We start from the raw sequence: 18,195 nt of genomic DNA on the forward strand, positions 1-18,195 counted from the left end.
AATAAACGGCGTGAATATAACTAAAGTATGCTTATTATTCACAAATATGGCGACTTACTGGCTGTCTTCTTGTCTAAATTTTACGGTGATTTTATTTTTTCGCAAGCTAAGACAATAAAACCAGTTTAGCACGCTATATCACTCATAGCCTGCTAAACTGGTTTAAAAATTCGCATCATCATGCTTTATATTACCAATGATTGGCACCGGTTTACTAGGCATCGGCAATACTGTTTTTAAAGCTATCTAAAATGGGTTCTAGTAACGCAAATTTGCGCTTATAGCTGACTTGATTGACGATAAGACGTGATGACACATCACAAATATGATCGCGTGCTTCAAGTCCATTCGCGCGTAGGGTATTACCCGTATCAACCACATCGACAATCAAATCGCCCAAGCCCACCAATGGCGCAAGCTCCATTGAACCGTAAAGCTTGATAACATCAACTTGCTGACCTTGGCTCGCAAAATACGCGCGCGCTACATTGACATATTTGGTCGCGATACGCAGACGACGATTGGGCAGTGGTGCGTCTTTTACGCCAGCGGTCATCAATTTGCATTGAGCAATTTTTAAATCAAGCAATTCATACACGTGGTTCGCGCCATGCTCAAGCAGCACATCTTTACCCGCTACACCAAAATCAGCCGCGCCGTGTTCGACGTAGGTCGGTACGTCGCTTGCACGCAAGATTAATACACGTACATTTGGGTTTGAGGTTGGAAAAATAAGTTTGCGCGAGGCTTCAGGATCTTCTAAAAGATCAACACCCGCTGCACGTAGCAGTGGCATGGTCTCTTCTAAAATACGACCCTTTGATAAGGCCAGTGTTAAGCCAAAGAACTCATCATTTACTTCGTTTAATAAACCATCATTTGGTAGGCTATTGCTTGCTTCAGTCATAATGACATCGTGTCCATGTGCAGTGAGTATCCCCACTAAAGAGGATTTTTTAATTTATAACACCAAACGTTCAACTTTATAAAGCCAATCAAGCTTAATCGCTGGTTTAGTTGTTAGTTTAGTCGTTAGTATTGATACGTTCGATATTGACCCCAAGCGCACGCAGTTTTTCTTCAACATGCTCATAGCCACGATCGATATGATAAATACGGTCGATTAAGCTTTCACCTTCCGCCGTTGCTGCCGCCATCACCAGTGACATAGACGCACGTAAATCAGTCGCCATTACCGGTGCAGCCGTAAAGTTTTCGACGCCTTTAACCACAGCCGTATGACCATCTACTTGAATAGATGCACCTAAACGATTAAGCTCAGGTACATGCATATAGCGGTTTTCAAAGATATTTTCGATAAAAGTACTGGTGCCATTCGCCAAGCAAGCAATCGCCATGACTTGCGCTTGCATATCTGTTGGAAAGCCGGGGTGTGGCTGCGTACGGATATCAACCGGCAGTGGACGACCTTTCATTTGTGCACGAATCCAATCATCACCGCTAGTAATCACCGCACCCATATCTTCGAATTTTTCTAACACGGGTGTTAATAGCAGCGCAGATGTGTTTTTGGTCAACACATCACCGCGCGTCATCAACGCGCCAGCAAGGTAGGAGCCAGTTTCGATACGATCTGGCACCACTGAATACTCACAACCATGCAAGCGTTCAACGCCTTCGATGGTCATGATAGAAGTACCGATACCGCTTATTTTAGCGCCCATCGCCACCAACATATTGGCCAAATCGACCACTTCTGGCTCAAGCGCGCAATTACCCAAAACAGTCGTGCCTTTGGCAAGTGCGGCGGCCATGATGACGTTTTCAGTACCGCCAACGGTGATCATGTCAAATGAAAAGTTACAGCCAATCAGCTTGCCGCCTTTTGGCGCTTTTGCTTTTACATAGCCATTCTCGACACTAATCTCAGCACCCATCGCCTCAAAGGCTTTTAGATGTTGGTCTACAGGACGTGAACCAATCGCACAGCCACCGGGCAATGACACTTCTGCCTCACCAAAACGTGCCAGCAATGGCCCAAGGACTAAAATCGAGGCACGCATGGTCTTCACCAAATCATACGGCGCATAGAAATTATCAATACTCTTGGTATCACAAGTGACAGTATCGTCCTGCTTTTGGATTTTGATACCCATGCCACTGATCAATTCAATCAACGTCCGCACATCTTGTAATGAGGGCACATTGTGCAATGTCGTTGGGGTCTCGGCCAATATCATAGCTGCCAATAATGGCAAAGCAGCATTTTTGGCGCCTGAGATAGTGACTTCCCCTGCGATACGACTACTACCAGTGATTAAAAATTGATCCATAGAAGTGACAACCTAGCGATGAGTATTAAAAATAGTGAAAATCAGACTTATCGAACCAATCATTGTAATAATCGTTAAAACAATCAGTTCTGTGCAAGCCCAGCGTATATAAAAAATTTAACCTTTTGACTGAACATCCCATTCAGCAGGTGTCAGCGCTTGAATATTGAGCGCGTGAATATCACCACTGGCAATCTTGTCGTTGACTAGCGCATAGATCGCTTGCTGGCGTTGCACGGCGCGCTTGCCTTCGAAACTAGCATCAACCACGCGTACATCAAACTTATTACCTTGATTGGCAGCTTGAATAAAAGCGTCTGGGAAATGAGTCTGTAAAAATGCAATCAGGTCGTCAGCGTTCATGCTCATAGAATATTCTGCCTTAAGTGTTAAATAGGGTATAGAGGTAAAGTGACGACATTATAACAAGAGTTTAAGCATCTTACAGTACTGTCTTACGCAACTGCGCCTAAGCCATAAAACCAGCAATGAGGATACGGTTATAAACACTCTAGACGCTAGACATTCAAGCAGTACTGAGATTAACAAACACGACTACTTGAGCTCTTTATCCAAGTAAGTCAAAACCTGCGCGCGCACATCGTTTAGCCAGCGTAGTGGTGGCGCCATAGCTCCGATACTGGTCGCATGACTGGCCCCTTCAATTTCACCGTTTTCTACCATAACACCCGCCTCTTTTAGCGCTTTAGTCATCTTGATAGTATTGGTAGCGTACACGATTTTATCATTTTCGGCAGTGAGCAATAGATAAGGCGGCTGCTCGCCTTTGATATGACGGTCGGGCATAACCTCGTCTGGTGTGGCATCAGCAGCAAAAGCTGTTGCGCTATCAAACTTACGAAAGTCGTAGCTATAAGGGCCTGCAATGCCAATAACTGCCTTGATGTCTTTTGGCTTAATACCATAAGGTGCTAAAAAATCTTCATTAGCAACGGCAGCAACCACATTGAACGCACCAGCAGAATGCCCAACCACTGCCAAGCGTTTTGGATCAGCATGCAAGCTGGTCGCATTGTCGAAACTCCAAGCAATCGCTTGCGCTGCATCTTCGACGTAATCGGGATATACATGTTCAGGGGCTTTGCGATAATTAATTACAGCAGTGACATAGCCTGCCTGCGCCAAACTTTGACCGACAAAGGCGTACTGTTCCTTATTACCACTCTCCCACGAGCCGCCATGGACGAAAACCACCATCGGATAACTACCAGTAATAGGACTCTCGGCTTTCATAGCTTGGGCTAAAGGTTTAGGATAATAAATATCCAAATCTTGTAATGGCTCATCACCGTATAGAATATTTTTACTAACACCAACACCACCACTTGACGTAATGCCATTGACCACAGCGAGCGGTGACAAAGCTTGTGCGTTTTGAGCGGCAAGTGCGATACCACCTACTGCCAATGCGGCTGCGCCCGTAAATTTTAAAATACCTAGTTTGCTAGCGGTATTACTAACAAAGCTTTCATTGTTTATTTTATGATTAATTGTATTGTGCTGCGCGCGCTTGTTTGCATCTTTCATTGCCAGTATTCCTATTATATTTATATATTGGTCAAACCTAATAGCATTGCGACAGCCGTCTTATAGAATGAACATTAGGGTCTGTCTTGTCTATTCTTCACCTGTTATATCTTACTGGCTGATCGATGCATTATCGTGCTTTTACTGTTGCCGCTGTTTAGGCTTATTGTGATTGCTCGGCAGTAAGCCTATTAGGCCGTGTTGATCTCAATGAAGGCTTACTGATTCTGATAAAGGTCAATATAAGGGCTAGATGACGGCTGAGTAACTGACTCGCCTTCCTCTGTTATAACGATAGGCGTCGCAGTACTAGCAGCATCAGCCGTTGCGACATTATTTACATTAGGGTTGACGTTAGACGCTACATTAGGGTCGATAACGGGCGCTGTGGCAGGGTTGGCCAAATTATCTTCATACATAATATCGTCTTCAGCCAACTTAACCCCTCTATCATCGACGACGGTGGTCAGTAATACCAGCTCTGTGATTCCGACTGTGTCGTTAGCGATATCAATCAGGTGGCTTTGCTGGGTAGGCGTCATGCGTCCCATGATATAAACCACCCCATCATCGGTCACCGCTTTGATCTGTGAGGCTTTGACGCCATCACTTGCCGCGACTTTTGCCAGCAGCTTGGAAGTGATATAACCATCATGAACCGTTGAGCTATAACCCTTCGAGGCACTAACGCTCAGCTCGTTATAGACACGGCGTACATCGGGCATAGAGCTCACGACTTTTTCGACTTCTGCTTTAATCGCTTCGGTAGGCACTTCGCCAGTCAGCAACACTTCACTGTTAAAACTATCAATGCCCATGCGGCTGGTTTGCTGTAGGTCTTCTTTGAGACCATAAACATTGATTTTGACCGTATGCTCAATACTACGATCGAGCAGACGCTGTGGAATCGTACGCTCAGTCATTGGCACGCCATAGGTGCCCTCGGTACTATTAGTCAGATAATTGGTGGTACAACCTGTACTGATGAGACCAGTCATTAGCATAACGCCTATCGCAGTGCGACGTGATAAGCCAAAAATAGCAGTGCGCAAATGCATCCGTGTCATTATTTACCTCTTAGAGCATGATGTGACGATTGTTTGGGTTCAATTGGTTTAGCAGTTTTAACTGAGTAACTATCAAATATCAAATATCAAATATCAAAGTAAGAATTATCGACTGAGTAATCGCTAACGTCATCGTTTCTACGACTAGCCATTTTCGTTCAATTACTTTACTTAATTTTTACGGTGGACAGTTAGGTTTTTGGTAACGATAACATGCCGTCGTATTTTCTTTGCCTGTTTGGTAACACAGTCAAAACGCAACATTACCACGCGCTGGCTATAAAAGCGCTTTTTAGCCACTCCGGCTTATTCTCTGATTTATCATTGATATAATCGTTATTTCTATTTGTATGGTTAGCAGCAATGCTGCGAGCATTGACCTTATTCGTATCATAAGCAATGACATCAAAGCGGCACTCATAGTGACTATATTCAGGGTGCGCCTGTAAAAAATAACGAGCTGTTTTGATCACTTTACGCTGTTTGCTTGCCGTAACGCTAAGCGCGGCATCACCAAACCCTGAATGCTGGCGCTGGCGTACTTCAATAAATACCAGCGTCGACCATGCTGAACCCGTCTCCAACATTACCAAATCTAATTCACCAACTTTAGGCTGCTGCCAGTTTTGCGCAATCAGCTGCAATCCTTGCGCATGTAAAAACTCGCACGCTCGTTGTTCAAAGCGGCTGCCTTGGCGCTGTTTTGGTGAAGTAAGGGTCAAAGGTTTATGATCTGCCATAACGTCCATGGGTCTGCTCAACATTTCATAATTATCATAGCACAACATGCTAAACTAACCACTTTTGCGTCCTTTTATCGCTATTAATTATTCACTACTTGAATGATTGATATATGATAAATGCCAGCGCCACCTTATTTTTTAATTCCTGTTTTTAATACTTCGAGGTTTTATGTCTACCCCTACTGCGATGCCAGCTTGTCTTTATATCGTTGCCACGCCGATTGGTAATCTCACCGATATGACGCCGCATGCGGTCGATATCCTAAAGCAAGTCGCTATCATTGCCTGTGAAGACACCCGTACCTCAGGTAAACTGTTGTCGCATTTTGGCATCGACACTAAAGATAGCAAAGGCAGTAAAACGGACGATACCAAAGCGCCAGCCACTCATAATAGCGCTGATAATGCCGATGCCACCGAGACTGTAGGTAAGCAAAAAGGACATAATAAGCTGTGGGCCTATCATGAGCACAATAGCGCCATTCAAACGCCTAAAATTATTGAGATGATCGGGCAAGGTTATTCGGTCGCCTTAATCAGTGATGCCGGCACGCCGTTGGTCAGTGACCCTGGTTATCAATTGGTGCAAGCTGCCCATGCCGCTGGGGTTACTGTGTCACCTATCGTTGGCGCATCTGCCGCTATTGCTGCATTGTCTGTAGCGGGATTGCCGTCAGACCGTTTTAGCTTTATTGGTTTTTTACCAGCGAAAACTCATGGTCGCCAAAAACAACTGACTGCTCTAAACACGCGTACCGAAACATTGATATTTTATGAAGCGCCGCATCGTATTATCGCCAGCTTAGAAGATATGGCGACGATATTTGGCGACGATCGTGACGTGACTTTTTGCCGTGAATTGACCAAGACTTTTGAGACTGTTCGTAAGAGTACGCTGGGCGACTTGGTTGAGTTTGTCAAAGCAGATGACAATCAGCAGCGCGGCGAAATAGTCGTGGTGGTCGCTGGCGTTGATGCGGCACAAGATACTGACGATATCAGCCTCCATGATAAATTATTACAGCGTTTGTTAGAGGATTTATCGGTCAAAAAAGCGGCTGCATTGGCGTCCGATATTACGGGCGTCAAAAAGAATGCCCTTTATCAGCGTTTGCTTGAACTACAAGCCGAATGACTTTCGAATATAAAAAATAGCCGTTTATAATTTAATTGAGGAGAAATGAACAATGTACGATGTAATGGCGATAGGGAATGCCTTGGTTGACCACGAATATGTGCTATCTGATGCAGCATTAGAAGAGACAGAGTTGACCAAAGGGAATATGACCTTGGCAGGTATCGAAGAGCAGCAGCAACTGCTGGCCTACTTCCAACTTGCAGAAATTGCGCCATCAAAACAAGCCGGTGGTGGCTCAGCCGCAAATACTATGTATGCGTTTGCCAGCTTAGGCGGCAAGCCCTTTTATGCGTGCCGTGTGGGCGATGATGATCAAGGCGCCTTTTACCTCAGGGACTTGCACGAAGCAGGCGTCGCCACCTCAGACAAGTCTATACATGCAGGCGGTGTAACTGGATCTTGTGTGGTGGCAGTGACCGAAGATGGTGAACGCACCATGCAGACTTATCTAGGCACCTCAAGCGATATTGTCGCTGATAACGTCGATTTTGATGCGCTAACGCAAGCAGATTGGCTATACCTAGAAGGCTATTTGGCCATGTCCGAGGGCATCCAGCCAGCCATGACTCAGTTACGTCAGCAAGCTGGCATTCATAATGCAAAGATTGCGGTGAGCTTCGCCGATCCAGCCGTGGTTAAATTCGCCAAAGACGGTTTGCTCAATATGCTAGGCAATAAAGTGGCGGTGATATTTTGTAATAGTGAAGAAGCCAAGCTTTTTACGGATAAAAAACAAGTCAAAGCTGCCGCACGTGCGCTACTTGAGCATTGCCAAATTGCGGTAGTGACTGATGGCGCAAAAGGTGCCGTTATCGCTCATAAACCTGATGCCGAGTCAGAGTTAATCGTCCATGATATTGCTACGCCAGTCGTTGCCAATGTCATCGATACCAATGGAGCTGGCGACAACTATGCCGGTGCGTTCTTATACGCGCTATCGCAGCACTACACCTTACCAGAATGTGGTCGTCTTGCCAGCGAAGTGTCCGCACAAGTGATTCAGCAGTTTGGCCCGCGACTCATGCCGCAGGACTATAAAGAGATTGCCAAACGGGTACTGTCCGCTTAATCTCTTTATATATTTCAGACGGAAAAGCACTAATAAAAAAGCCCATATCAAATCGATATGGGCTTTTTCTTTTGCAAATTATTTTATTGTTAAGAAATAAGAAACTTGTACATTAAGCCAAGGCTAATGCCTGTTCTAAATCAGCCTTGATATCGTCAATATGTTCAATACCAATCGACAGACGTACCATGTCGGTACTCACACCTGCATTTTTTAGCTCTTGCTCATTGAGCTGGCGATGGGTGGTCGTCGCTGGATGACACGCCAATGATTTGGCATCCCCGATATTGACCAAGCGCGTAATTAGTTGCAAGGCATCGATAAAGCGCGCGCCTGCTTCAAGTCCACCTTTTACCCCAAAGGTTAAAATCGCAGAAGGCGTACCTTTCATGTATTTTTTGGCAAGCTCATGCTCAGGATGATCCGGCAGACCCGCATATTTTACCCAAGCGACCTTGTCATGGTCACGTAGATATTCAGCAACGGCTTGCGCGTTCTGTACATGACGCTCCATACGTAAGCTCAATGTCTCCATCCCTTGCAAGATACCAAACGCATTTAGCGGACTTAACGCTGCACCAGTATTACGTAATGGTGCCACGCGAGCACGAGCGATAAAGGCCGCAGCGCCGACGTCTTTGACGAAGTTCACACCGTGATAGCTGTCGTCTGGCGTGTTTAATAACGGGAAGCGCTCTGGGTAATCGCCCCAAGGGAACGTACCACTATCGACAATCGCCCCACCAATCGAGGTGCCCGTACCACTCATATATTTGGTCAATGAATGAATGACAATATCCGCGCCAAACTCAAACGGACGGCAAATCGCTGGCGTGGCAACCGTACTATCAATCACCACTGGCACACCATATTCGTGCGCGATGTCACTGAGTGCTTGAATATCAATAATGTTGCCCAGTGGATTACCGATACTTTCAGCAAAGACCATCTTGGTTTTATCATCGATTAAATCGCGAATCGCTTCAGGATTTTTGTGATCAAAGAAGCGGACTTCGATACCTTGACGCGGCAAAGCATGAGCAAATAGATTATAAGTACCACCATATAGCGTTGATACCGCCACGATATTATCACCCGCTTCACAAATGGTTTGAATGGCATAAGTAATGGCTGCCATACCAGATGCAACCGCAAGCGCGCCGATACCGCCTTCTAGCGCTGCTACGCGTTCTTCTAATACCGCATTGGTCGGGTTCATGATACGGGTATAGATATTACCTGCGACTTTTAAATCAAACAAATCTGCGCCATGCTGGGTATTATCAAACGCATACGAGCTGGTGTGATAAATAGGCACAGCGACCGCTTTGGTCGTTGGCTCAACACTATAACCGGCATGAATCGCTAAGGTCTCTAGACGCTGCGTAGGTTTTGTGCCGTTATCTAAATTGCTCTCTGGTTGTCCATCACTCATAACAAACTCCTTGGTAGTCACTAAAAAAGCATCAATCAAAATAAATCATTCAAAGGTATAGATTGACCAATAATCTCTAAAAAAGCCATCTTATAAATGATAGCCATAAAAAAAAGCTGAGTTAATCATAACCCAGCTTCTTTATGAAAAGAATAGCCAATGTTGGGTTTATTAATAACCACCCAGCATAAGTAACCCTATTTCAATCTACTTCTGATTGTATTGATACTTACCACTTATTTGTAATAAGCATTTTCAGTACGAGTATGATCCGTCTCATCGATGACTTGTGTCAGCTCTGGTATTTGCTGCTTAAGCTGTACTTCAACGCCTTGACGCAAGGTCATGTCGACTGCTGAACAACCTTGGCAACCACCACCGAATTTCAATACGGCAGTGAGACCAACGCCTTCTTCATCAATCAGTTCAAGCAACTGTACGTCACCGCCATGCGCCGCTAAGCCTGGATTAATCTCAGACTGCAATACATAGTTGATACGCTCTTCGACGCTGGCATCGGCACCGACTTTCGGTACTTTAGAGTTTGGCGCGCGGAAGGTCAGCTGACCACCGAAACGGTCTTTATTATAGTCAATTACTGCATCTTCGAGATAAGGGACTGATGACGCTTCGATAAAGGCAGAGAAATCATCATAAGTAAAACGCAAATCGGCACTGTCTTCTTCGCCCGGTTGGTTATAAGCCATACAGCACTCGGCACGCGGCGTACCAGGATGCTCGACGAAGATACGCACACCGATGCCGTCAGTATCTTGCTTGGACAGTAAATCGGCCAAGTACCCTTGGGCTGACTCGGTAATGGTAATATTACTTTTTGTTTCTGTTTGCTCAGTATCTAGCGCTGATTCATAGTCTGCAGATTGATCTGCTTGGCTGGTTTGATTGTGCTCACTCATAATTTTTCCTATGCGTTATGACACAAACGCGACTGCTGTCATAGCTGCTGTGTCGTGAATTTGGGCAATTTGATTTAAAAATTATCAAGCATAACGGTTGATATTATAGTGCTCTAACGGCAATCTTGATAAAGGTTTGATGATTTTATAATCACTATTATAGCGCATTCAGTCAATAATTCCGACTGCGCTACTGCGAATTAAAGCGTGACCGTTATAAATAGCCACTATTGGTTTTTTTAATGGTGACATATAAAAGATAAATAGGTGACATTAATATAGATAATAGCGACCACTAATAATGCGATGCAAAATTATTTAATTACCCACACCGCGTCTGCTATTGTTTATATTAAGGCTGGCAAATGAATTATCAAGGATAAAAACATAGTATAGTGTATTAAATATAAAAATGTTATAAGATAAAACATCTCAACAGATATACTCAATTATCATGACTTACTCACTAGATTATCGCAAACAAGTTCTTAAAAGCTTAGCAGGTGGCATGACTTTTGCCGAGGCAGCCTCTTTTTATGATATTAGTCCAACCACCATTCAAAAGTGGAAGAAACGGCTGCATAGTAAGAGCACTCGCAATGTTACGCCATCAAAAATACCAGATGATGCACTACGTAAAGACGTTGAGCGTTACCCTGATGACTATCACTATGAGAGAGCAAGACGGTTCAACTGTACTGCCCCAGCCATTTGTGAGGCTTTAAAACGCCTAGGCATCAGTCAAAAAAAAGACCTTAGAGCATCCAAAAGCATGTCCAATAAAAAGAGCGGCGTATCAGAGTAAGCTTGATAACTTTAAACAGCAAGGTTATCCCATTGTGTATATGGACGAAAGCGGTTTTGAAAGCCAGACCATTCGTCCTCATGGTTATGCACTGATAGGCAAACCCTGTATCGACAGCTACAACTGGCAAGGTAAAAAGCGAACCAACGTCATTGGGGCTCTATATGAAAAGATGCTATTTGCACTGGATTACTTTGAACACAACATTAACAGCGGCATATTCTACGATTGGTGCAAACACACCCTAATCCCAAGCCTTAAAACCAAATGCGTGATTGTCATGGATAACGCTCGGTTTCATAAAAGTAGACGTATCCAAAAATTACTGAACAGGCATGGTCATCGTATCCTATGGCTGCCGCCGTACAGCCCAGACTTGAACCCTATTGAGAAAAAATGGGCTCAAGTGAAGTTTCTACGCCAAGGGTGGATGGAAAACGACTTATCCAAATTATTTTATGATGTTTGTCCTAGCCATAACACTTTTGTTTTGAACTGACTATAGCGATAGCATTGCTGTCGCATTAACGATACAGCAAATGACCTAAGGCGTGTCTTCATTTCAAAAATGGCGATAAAAATGAGATAAATTGCCGTCAAACAAGAAAAATAGCGTAGATAATATCGGGATATTAACAAGCTATTTGACGATGTTTGGCAAGATTTAGCCATTTTTAGCCCATTTAGATGACTATCGAGTGAATTGAAGACGCGCCCTAATCATCTACCTAATAATAAGACAATCTAGACGAGACCGTTTTATGATGACAGAGACCCTAAAACTGGTAAGCACCAAAGATGGTGAGCAAATAGCCGTCTGGAAAATTGTGGATACAGCGAAAAACGAAAACAAAACTGATATCCTCACCACCCATACGCCTGAGATAAAAGCACAAAACATCCTATTGACCCATGGGACCTTTTCGGACAAACAGACTTGTTTGAGAATCACCCACTATCTGGCACAACTTGGTCATCATTGCTACATTATGGAATGGCGCGGTCATGGTGCAAGCTCGATACCAACAGACAAATTCAACTTCGAAACCGTTGCAACCTATGATTTTGAGGCCACCTTTCGTTACTTGTTCACTGAGTTAACACTGGATAATCTACATTGCGTCACCCACAGTGGCGGCGGTGCCTGCTTAACGATGTTTTTAATCCAACATCCGCAGTACATTAACCGCATAAACAGTATCAGTATGTTTGCCTGTCAAGTTTATGGCGCAGTATCGAACCCGATTAGCTGCACTAAAATTCTCGCAGCCAAAGTATTTACGAGACTACTAGGCTTTATCCCAGCTAAGAAGCTTAAAATGGGTCCTTTTAACGAAAGCTACTATACGATGAACCAGTGGTACAACTGGAACCTAAACAAAGACTTTAAAAGCAGCTTTATACAACAAAGTAAATTTGAAACAACGACGATTAATGACAATACGCCCTCTACTATCGCCTCTAAAAATACTACATCTCATACTGTATCTAATAACAGCCACTTCGATTATCGTCAGCATATGCCAACTATTACCACGCCTATCTATGCGATCAGTGCCAAAGGTGACCATTTCATTTCGCCAACCCGTGGCTGTCAGTTGTTTTTTGACAAGTTCGCTAACCCTCACAACGTCTTTCGTGAATACGCAATCAACCATGGCGATTTGGACGATTATACCCATAGCCGCATTATGATTAGCCGCAATGCTGCGACAGAGATTTGGCCAACGGTGGCAGCGTGGATTGCACAGCATGCAACTTAACGATGATACACCCCTATACATCTTTATACTTGTCAGAAAGTCATAGGCTGTGTCAGTATTAGCGTCATCAATTTTTAACCAATAAAAAATAAGTCGTAGGAAAGTGGCGTCTATGAGTGAATTATCAGAGCAAGATCTAGAGATACAAAACCCAGATAAGCAGGACAAAAAACACTATCGTTATTTGGTGTTTATTGGCCGCTTTCAGCCGTTTCATTGCGGGCACAAAGCGGTTGTGGATGAAGCCTTGAAGCGTGCCGACAATGTCATCATGCTCATCGGCTCCGCCAACTTACCACGTAGCTTGCGCAATCCCTTTAGCGTTGCTGAGCGCGCCGCGATGATTAAAGGCGCGTATTCAACAGCAGATGCCGCGCGTATTCACTGCGTTGGACTCGATGATGCGCTCTACAATGACACGCGCTGGCTGCAATACGTGCAAGCAGGCGTAAAGTCAGTCACTGGCGACTTGCAGACCGATATCGGTCTCATTGGTCATTCAAAGGACAGCTCATCATATTATTTATCGCTATTCCCCAACTGGGCGTCTGTCTCTGTGCCCAATTATCACAATCTATCGGCTACCCCTATTCGGGATAGTTATCTGATGGGTGCCACGCCAACGCCTGAGCGCACCCCTGAGTCGACCCGCAACGTCCTAAATGACTTCAAGAAAACCGAGGATTATCAACAGTTGCACGAAGAAGCTGACTTCGTCGATAAGTATAAAAGACAATGGGAGTCTGCGCCTTACCCGCCTACCTTTATGACGGCAGACGCTTTGGTCGTCCAGTCAGGTCATATTCTGTTGGTAGAACGTCGCAGCATGCCAGGGCGCGGGCTGTGGGCACTGCCCGGTGGTTTTTTGAATCCAAAAGAGACCCTATTTGACGCCTGTATCCGTGAGCTACGCGAAGAGACACGCCTTAAAGTCCCAGAGCCAGTATTACGCGGCTCTTGTCATAGTCAGCATACCTTTGACGACCCTTACCGCTCAGCGCGTGGTCGCACGATTACTCAAGCCTTTTACTTTCAGCTAAAAAACGACCCGAAAGGTCTGCCCAAAGTAAAAGGCGGTGACGACGCGGCCAAAGCATTTTGGCTACCACTTGCCGAGTTGGATGCCACCATGATGTTTGAAGATCATTATGCGATTATCACCAAAATGGTTGGCTTATAAGGTGTTCTGTCGCTGACTGTTTAGTGCATTAATGCCCTACTTTCAATTAACGACACTCTATATAATTTACCTCATAAATTTGGTTTTATCAGTGCCACTTATAATTTCACCGCCCAAACCGATAGACGGTACGGGTTATTACGCAGCATTTAGGTGTCCTTACTAGATGCTGTCAATGGATGAACCGTTAGACTGTTGAGCAATAAATTAATGCTAATTTATATAAATACTTCTAGTCCGTTTAAGACTCAACAGTGACGCAAGTCGTCCATTTCACTCAAAGCAGAGGAGTTCTGTGATGTATACCAGCAATTTAAATAATTTAATCTTAAATAGCGACAGCTATAAAACCTCACATTGGGTGCAATATCCAAGCGGTAGTGAGTATCTATCCAGCTATATCGAAGCGCGTAAAGGCGATTACGACGTAGTGTTCTTTGGTCTGCAAGCCTTTATCAAAGAATACCTGAGTACCCCTATTACCCACCAAGACATTGATGAAGCCGAAATACTGATTCAAGCGCATGGCTTAACCTTTAACCGTGCAGGTTGGGAGCGTTTGGTTGATAAGCATGGCGGCTATTTGCCACTACGTATCGAAGCCATACCTGAAGGCAGCATCGTGTCCGTCTCCAATGTGGTCTGTCAGATTATCAATACTGACCCAGAATTCTATTGGCTACCAAGTTATATCGAAACGGCATTACTCCGTGCTATCTGGTATCCGTCGACGGTCGCCAGTGTCTCGCACTATTGCAAAGGCATCATTCGTCAAGCGCTAGAAAAATCAGCAGATAATACCGAATCACTGACGTTCCGCTTACATGACTTTGGCTCACGCGGTGCGTCTAGTCAAGAATCTGTCGCACTGGGCAGCTTGGCACATTTGGTAAACTTTGCTGGCACAGACTCAATGACGGCTTTGGTGGCTGCCAGTCGCTGGTATCAAATGGATAAAGACATGCCTGCGTTTTCTATCCCTGCGGCTGAACATAGTACTATGACTGCTTGGGGTCGTGATGGTGAGACAGCGGCATTTGCCAATATGATTGAGCAGTTTGGCGGGGCTGGCAAAAGTTTTTCAGTGGTCTCTGATAGCTATGATTTATGGAATGCTATTGACAATATTTGGGGCGGCAGCTTGAAGGACGACGTAAAAAACATGGGCGGTACTTTAGTCATCAGACCTGATAGTGGTGAGCCTGCTAAAGTAGTTCGCGAGGCGCTGGAACGCTTGGCAGTGAAGTTTGGCACGACCATTAATAGCAAAGGCTACAAAGTTTTGCCAGATTATGTACGTGTCATCCAAGGGGATGGCATCAGCCCGCAAAGCTTGAGCAAAATTATCGACGTGGTCATGAAGGCAGGCTTTAGTGCTGACAATATTACTTTCGGCATGGGCGGTGGTCTACTACAACAAGTCAATCGCGATACCATGAGCTGGGCGATGAAAGCCAGTGCCATCTCTATCGATGGCGTATGGAAAGATATCTATAAAGATCCTGTCACTAGCCGCTCGAAACGCTCAAAAAAAGGCCGCTTGGCATTAATACAAAGCACTAATGGCAAGCCAAAAACCATTAAAGCTGATGACTTACCCGCTGGTGCAGATAACCTATTACGTGATGTTTATATCGATGGCAAATTATTGGTAGACGACAGCCTCACTACGATTCGGGAGCGTGCAGGATGGTAAATAGCAATAAAATAGCCTCGGTCGCAAGAGACGTCCTACTCGCTCCTGTCTATCTTTATCAAGGCCGCAAAGTCAAGCGTGATACGGTGCGCCTGCCTGAGCCAAACGGAGAGCGACACGGACATATTCAATTAGGCAAATCGACTGATACCCTTGCTAACACTGAAGATAAGACCAAACGAACGCTGAGCTTAATGATCGTTGGAGATTCAGCAGCAGCAGGTGTCGGTAGTCAAACGCAACAAGAAGCGCTGGTTGGTAATTTGATGCCTATCTTAGCGCAGCAATCCGTGATTAATAGCCAGTTTGATAGCCTGATTTGGTCGTTGCAAGCGACCACCGGACATACCAGCTTCGATATCTTGCGCAGGCTTTATGTTCTGCCCGCTCCTAGTCAAGCTGTCGATGTGATGGTGCTGAGTGTCGGCGTCAATGATACTACCTCGAACGTCTCTGTGGGTAAATGGCAGCAGCAAATAGAAGACATTATCATTATCGCTCAGCGTAAATTTGGCGTAAGGCAACTGATTTTTTTGAGTCTACCGCCCATGGCACAAATGCCTGCGATACCGGCCCCTTTGAATAACTTCGTCGGTGCTAAAGCCTCAATCCTTGATAAGACATTACAGCAAGTGTGTGCGAGTAATGAGGGCATCACTTATATGGCCACTGATTTTCCACGGATGATAGAAGAGCACTCTAAGGGTACGCCAATTGATATCAAGGTGATGTTCGCTAGTGATGGCTTTCACCCTAGCAGCTTAATGTACGGCTATTGGGCTCAGCAATTAGCAGAGCTCATTGTCAAACTGCTTAATTCATCAGCTGCCGAATTGAGCAGCCCTGCTTTCTAAAAGCTGATATCTCAAAAAATGATATCTCAAAAAATGATATCTTGAAAAATGATATCTTGAAAAATGACAGCTCAAGATTTAATAACCTAAAACTTAACGTTGAAATTTAAACAAAAAAAACCGCTGAATAATCAGCGGTTTTTTTATGGCTTAGCAAAATAAATTGACGCGATAAGCGTAATTTATTCAGCTGAATCAGCAGCTTGTTCAGCAGAGTCGGCAGCTTTCTTGTTACGGCCACCAAACGCGCCAAAGCGTTTGTTAAAGCTAGCAACACGACCTTCGGTAGAAGTTTTACGTTGCTCGCCAGTATAGAATGGATGCGACGCACTTGAAATATCAAGTGGGTAGTATGGATATTCTTTACCTTCGTATTCACGAGTGGCTTTGGTTTTAGCGGTTGAACGAGTCAAAAAGAACACGTCAGCGTTAGTGTCGTGGAATAAAACTTCTTGGTAATCAGGATGGATATCTTTACGCATAATAAACTCTCTATGTCCGATGTATTTACAGTCTTCTCGACGATGTGTCGAATTTTTATAAAGAAATTCTTACAAAAAAGCTCTCATAAAAAAGTATATATAAAACTGTGCATACGTAACTGAGGCACTAAGGACATTTGCAAGGCTGGCAACTGCATCACTGGCTTATTCCAGCACCCAATACCATACCTCTGCTCACTTAGCCTTCCCCAGCGGGAAAATCAAACCGCGATTTTAACGGTTTTTACCGTTTGATGCAAGCAGCAGTTATGATAATCATAGGTAATCAAACGTTAGCAAACCGACAATGGTCTTGAGATAACTGTTTTATGCTAGTATAATATTTGATTAGACAAACCACTTAATACCAATTATAATTGTAGATTATTTAAACAATACTTATCTTTTAGTATCGAGGTTTATGACAGGTCCTCTATTAACTGAATCACTATTTAATCAACCCTCACTAAATAAGGATAATAAGCAATGATAAACGCTGCTCTAAAAAATACTACTAAAGCCCTACTCATCAGCTCTGCACTGGCAATCACTACCATGGCGAGCGCGGCACTACCTAGCCAATGGCAATTAGATGACTCACATACTCGTGTTGGCTTCTCTGTCAATCACCTAGGATTTTCAACGACCATGGGTCATTTTGGTGACGTACAAGGTACGGTTAATTACAATATCAAAACCCCTAACAAGACCAATATGAACTTTACGATCGCAACCGATAGTATCGATACCAATTGGGATGCCCGTGATAAGCATTTAAAAACCGATGAGTTTTTTAATGTGGCCAAATATCCAACGATGACGTTCAAGTCTACTAAGATCAGTTTTATCAATCCACAACAAGCAAAAATAACAGGTGATTTCACCATGCTTGGTCAAACTAAGCCACTTACATTAGATGTGACGTTGAACAAAATTGCTAATAGCCCTCTTACTAAAGAGCCAGTTATTGGTTTTCGCGCAACGGGTAATATCGATCGCGCTGCTTACGGTATGACGGCTTATGCAGCTGGCATCACGACCAATGTGCCTATTCAAATCGATGGTGAGTTGGTACAGAAAACCACAAAATAATGCTGAAATTTTATTAAAAAGTATTTACTAAAAAAAGCAGCCACTATGATGGCTGTTTTTTTTTGCTTTTTTATAGCCCTGCACTATTTGCTAAACAAATATATGCAAATAA

18 protein-coding genes are annotated in these 18,195 nt (G+C 44.2%); 9 read left to right on the plus strand and 9 right to left on the minus strand.

Annotation, left to right across the window (positions count from 1 at the left end):
• Nucleotides 1-214 precede the first annotated feature (214 nt).
• The 6 genes from hisG to W293_RS0111030 form a co-directional block, all read right to left on the minus strand.
• Complete coding sequence (gene hisG / locus W293_RS0111005; RefSeq protein ID WP_025652489.1) at nt 215-907, minus strand: ATP phosphoribosyltransferase; 693 nt, start codon at nt 905-907, stop codon at nt 215-217.
• A 118-nt stretch (nt 908-1,025) separates the two neighbouring features.
• Entirely contained in the window at nt 1,026-2,294 is a 1,269-nt protein-coding gene (gene murA, locus W293_RS0111010) for a UDP-N-acetylglucosamine 1-carboxyvinyltransferase (protein WP_025652490.1), read from the minus strand.
• 117 nt (nt 2,295-2,411) lie between these two features.
• Complete coding sequence (locus W293_RS0111015; protein ID WP_010200621.1) at nt 2,412-2,663, minus strand: BolA family protein; 252 nt, start codon at nt 2,661-2,663, stop codon at nt 2,412-2,414.
• 186 nt (nt 2,664-2,849) lie between these two features.
• The gene (locus tag W293_RS0111020; protein ID WP_025652492.1) at nt 2,850-3,842 is read right to left on the minus strand and encodes an alpha/beta hydrolase; all 993 of its coding nucleotides are present in this window, start codon (nt 3,840-3,842) and stop codon (nt 2,850-2,852) included.
• 218 nt (nt 3,843-4,060) lie between these two features.
• Nucleotides 4,061-4,909, minus strand: a complete 849-nt coding sequence (locus W293_RS0111025; protein WP_025652493.1) for a BON domain-containing protein — start codon at nt 4,907-4,909, stop codon at nt 4,061-4,063.
• 263 nt (nt 4,910-5,172) lie between these two features.
• Complete coding sequence (locus tag W293_RS0111030) at nt 5,173-5,697, minus strand: YraN family protein (RefSeq protein WP_025652494.1); 525 nt, start codon at nt 5,695-5,697, stop codon at nt 5,173-5,175.
• A 124-nt stretch (nt 5,698-5,821) separates the two neighbouring features.
• Between W293_RS0111030 and rsmI the strand changes: the two genes are divergently transcribed.
• Nucleotides 5,822-6,787 (plus strand): 16S rRNA (cytidine(1402)-2'-O)-methyltransferase, encoded by a 966-nt coding sequence (gene rsmI / locus W293_RS0111035; RefSeq protein WP_025652495.1) that lies wholly within the window; start codon nt 5,822-5,824, stop codon nt 6,785-6,787.
• A gap of 52 nt (nt 6,788-6,839) precedes the next feature.
• Nucleotides 6,840-7,859: an adenosine kinase gene (locus tag W293_RS0111040; protein ID WP_025652496.1), complete on the plus strand. Its 1,020-nt coding sequence runs from the start codon at nt 6,840-6,842 to the stop codon at nt 7,857-7,859.
• Nucleotides 7,860-7,971: 112 nt separating this feature from the next.
• Here the strand turns inward: W293_RS0111040 and W293_RS0111045 are convergent, their stop codons facing one another.
• Both W293_RS0111045 and nfuA read right to left on the minus strand, forming a co-directional pair.
• Nucleotides 7,972-9,294 carry an O-acetylhomoserine aminocarboxypropyltransferase/cysteine synthase family protein gene (locus W293_RS0111045; protein ID WP_025652497.1) on the minus strand — a complete coding sequence of 441 codons (1,323 nt, stop codon included), beginning with the start codon at nt 9,292-9,294 and terminating at the stop codon, nt 7,972-7,974.
• 236 nt (nt 9,295-9,530) lie between these two features.
• Nucleotides 9,531-10,211 (minus strand): Fe-S biogenesis protein NfuA, encoded by a 681-nt coding sequence (gene nfuA / locus W293_RS0111050; protein ID WP_025652498.1) that lies wholly within the window; start codon nt 10,209-10,211, stop codon nt 9,531-9,533.
• Nucleotides 10,212-10,665: 454 nt separating this feature from the next.
• Here nfuA and W293_RS0111055 point away from each other — a divergent pair, with 454 nt between their 5' ends.
• The 6 genes from W293_RS0111055 (at nt 10,666) to W293_RS0111080 (ending at nt 16,509) form a co-directional block, all read left to right on the plus strand.
• Nucleotides 10,666-11,016 carry an IS630 transposase-related protein gene (locus W293_RS0111055; RefSeq protein ID WP_025652499.1) on the plus strand — a complete coding sequence of 117 codons (351 nt, stop codon included), beginning with the start codon at nt 10,666-10,668 and terminating at the stop codon, nt 11,014-11,016.
• On the plus strand, nt 10,991-11,515 hold the full coding sequence (locus tag W293_RS0111060; RefSeq protein ID WP_156915621.1) for an IS630 family transposase: 525 nt from the start codon (nt 10,991-10,993) through the stop codon (nt 11,513-11,515). Before W293_RS0111055 ends, W293_RS0111060 begins: the two co-directional genes overlap by 26 nt.
• Before the next feature lie 262 nt (nt 11,516-11,777).
• Nucleotides 11,778-12,779, plus strand: coding sequence for an alpha/beta fold hydrolase (locus tag W293_RS0111065; protein ID WP_025652501.1), 1,002 nt, complete (start codon nt 11,778-11,780; stop codon nt 12,777-12,779).
• Nucleotides 12,780-12,891: 112 nt separating this feature from the next.
• Nucleotides 12,892-13,959 (plus strand): bifunctional nicotinamide-nucleotide adenylyltransferase/Nudix hydroxylase, encoded by a 1,068-nt coding sequence (locus tag W293_RS0111070; RefSeq protein WP_025652502.1) that lies wholly within the window; start codon nt 12,892-12,894, stop codon nt 13,957-13,959.
• A 298-nt stretch (nt 13,960-14,257) separates the two neighbouring features.
• Entirely contained in the window at nt 14,258-15,655 is a 1,398-nt protein-coding gene (locus W293_RS0111075) for a nicotinate phosphoribosyltransferase (protein WP_025652503.1), read from the plus strand.
• On the plus strand, nt 15,649-16,509 hold the full coding sequence (locus tag W293_RS0111080) for an SGNH/GDSL hydrolase family protein (protein ID WP_025652504.1): 861 nt from the start codon (nt 15,649-15,651) through the stop codon (nt 16,507-16,509). Before W293_RS0111075 ends, W293_RS0111080 begins: the two co-directional genes overlap by 7 nt.
• A 182-nt stretch (nt 16,510-16,691) precedes the next feature.
• On the opposite strand, the gene W293_RS0111085 is transcribed toward W293_RS0111080, so the two are convergent.
• Nucleotides 16,692-16,991, minus strand: a complete 300-nt coding sequence (locus tag W293_RS0111085; RefSeq protein WP_025652505.1) for a type B 50S ribosomal protein L31 — start codon at nt 16,989-16,991, stop codon at nt 16,692-16,694.
• A gap of 486 nt (nt 16,992-17,477) precedes the next feature.
• Between W293_RS0111085 and W293_RS0111090 the strand changes: the two genes are divergently transcribed.
• The gene (locus W293_RS0111090; RefSeq protein WP_025652506.1) at nt 17,478-18,083 is read left to right on the plus strand and encodes a YceI family protein; all 606 of its coding nucleotides are present in this window, start codon (nt 17,478-17,480) and stop codon (nt 18,081-18,083) included.
• The last annotated feature ends 112 nt before the right edge of the window (nt 18,084-18,195 follow it).

The organism is Psychrobacter sp. TB67 (genome assembly GCF_000511065.1).
In the GTDB taxonomy this organism is placed as follows: domain Bacteria; phylum Pseudomonadota; class Gammaproteobacteria; order Pseudomonadales; family Moraxellaceae; genus Psychrobacter; species Psychrobacter okhotskensis.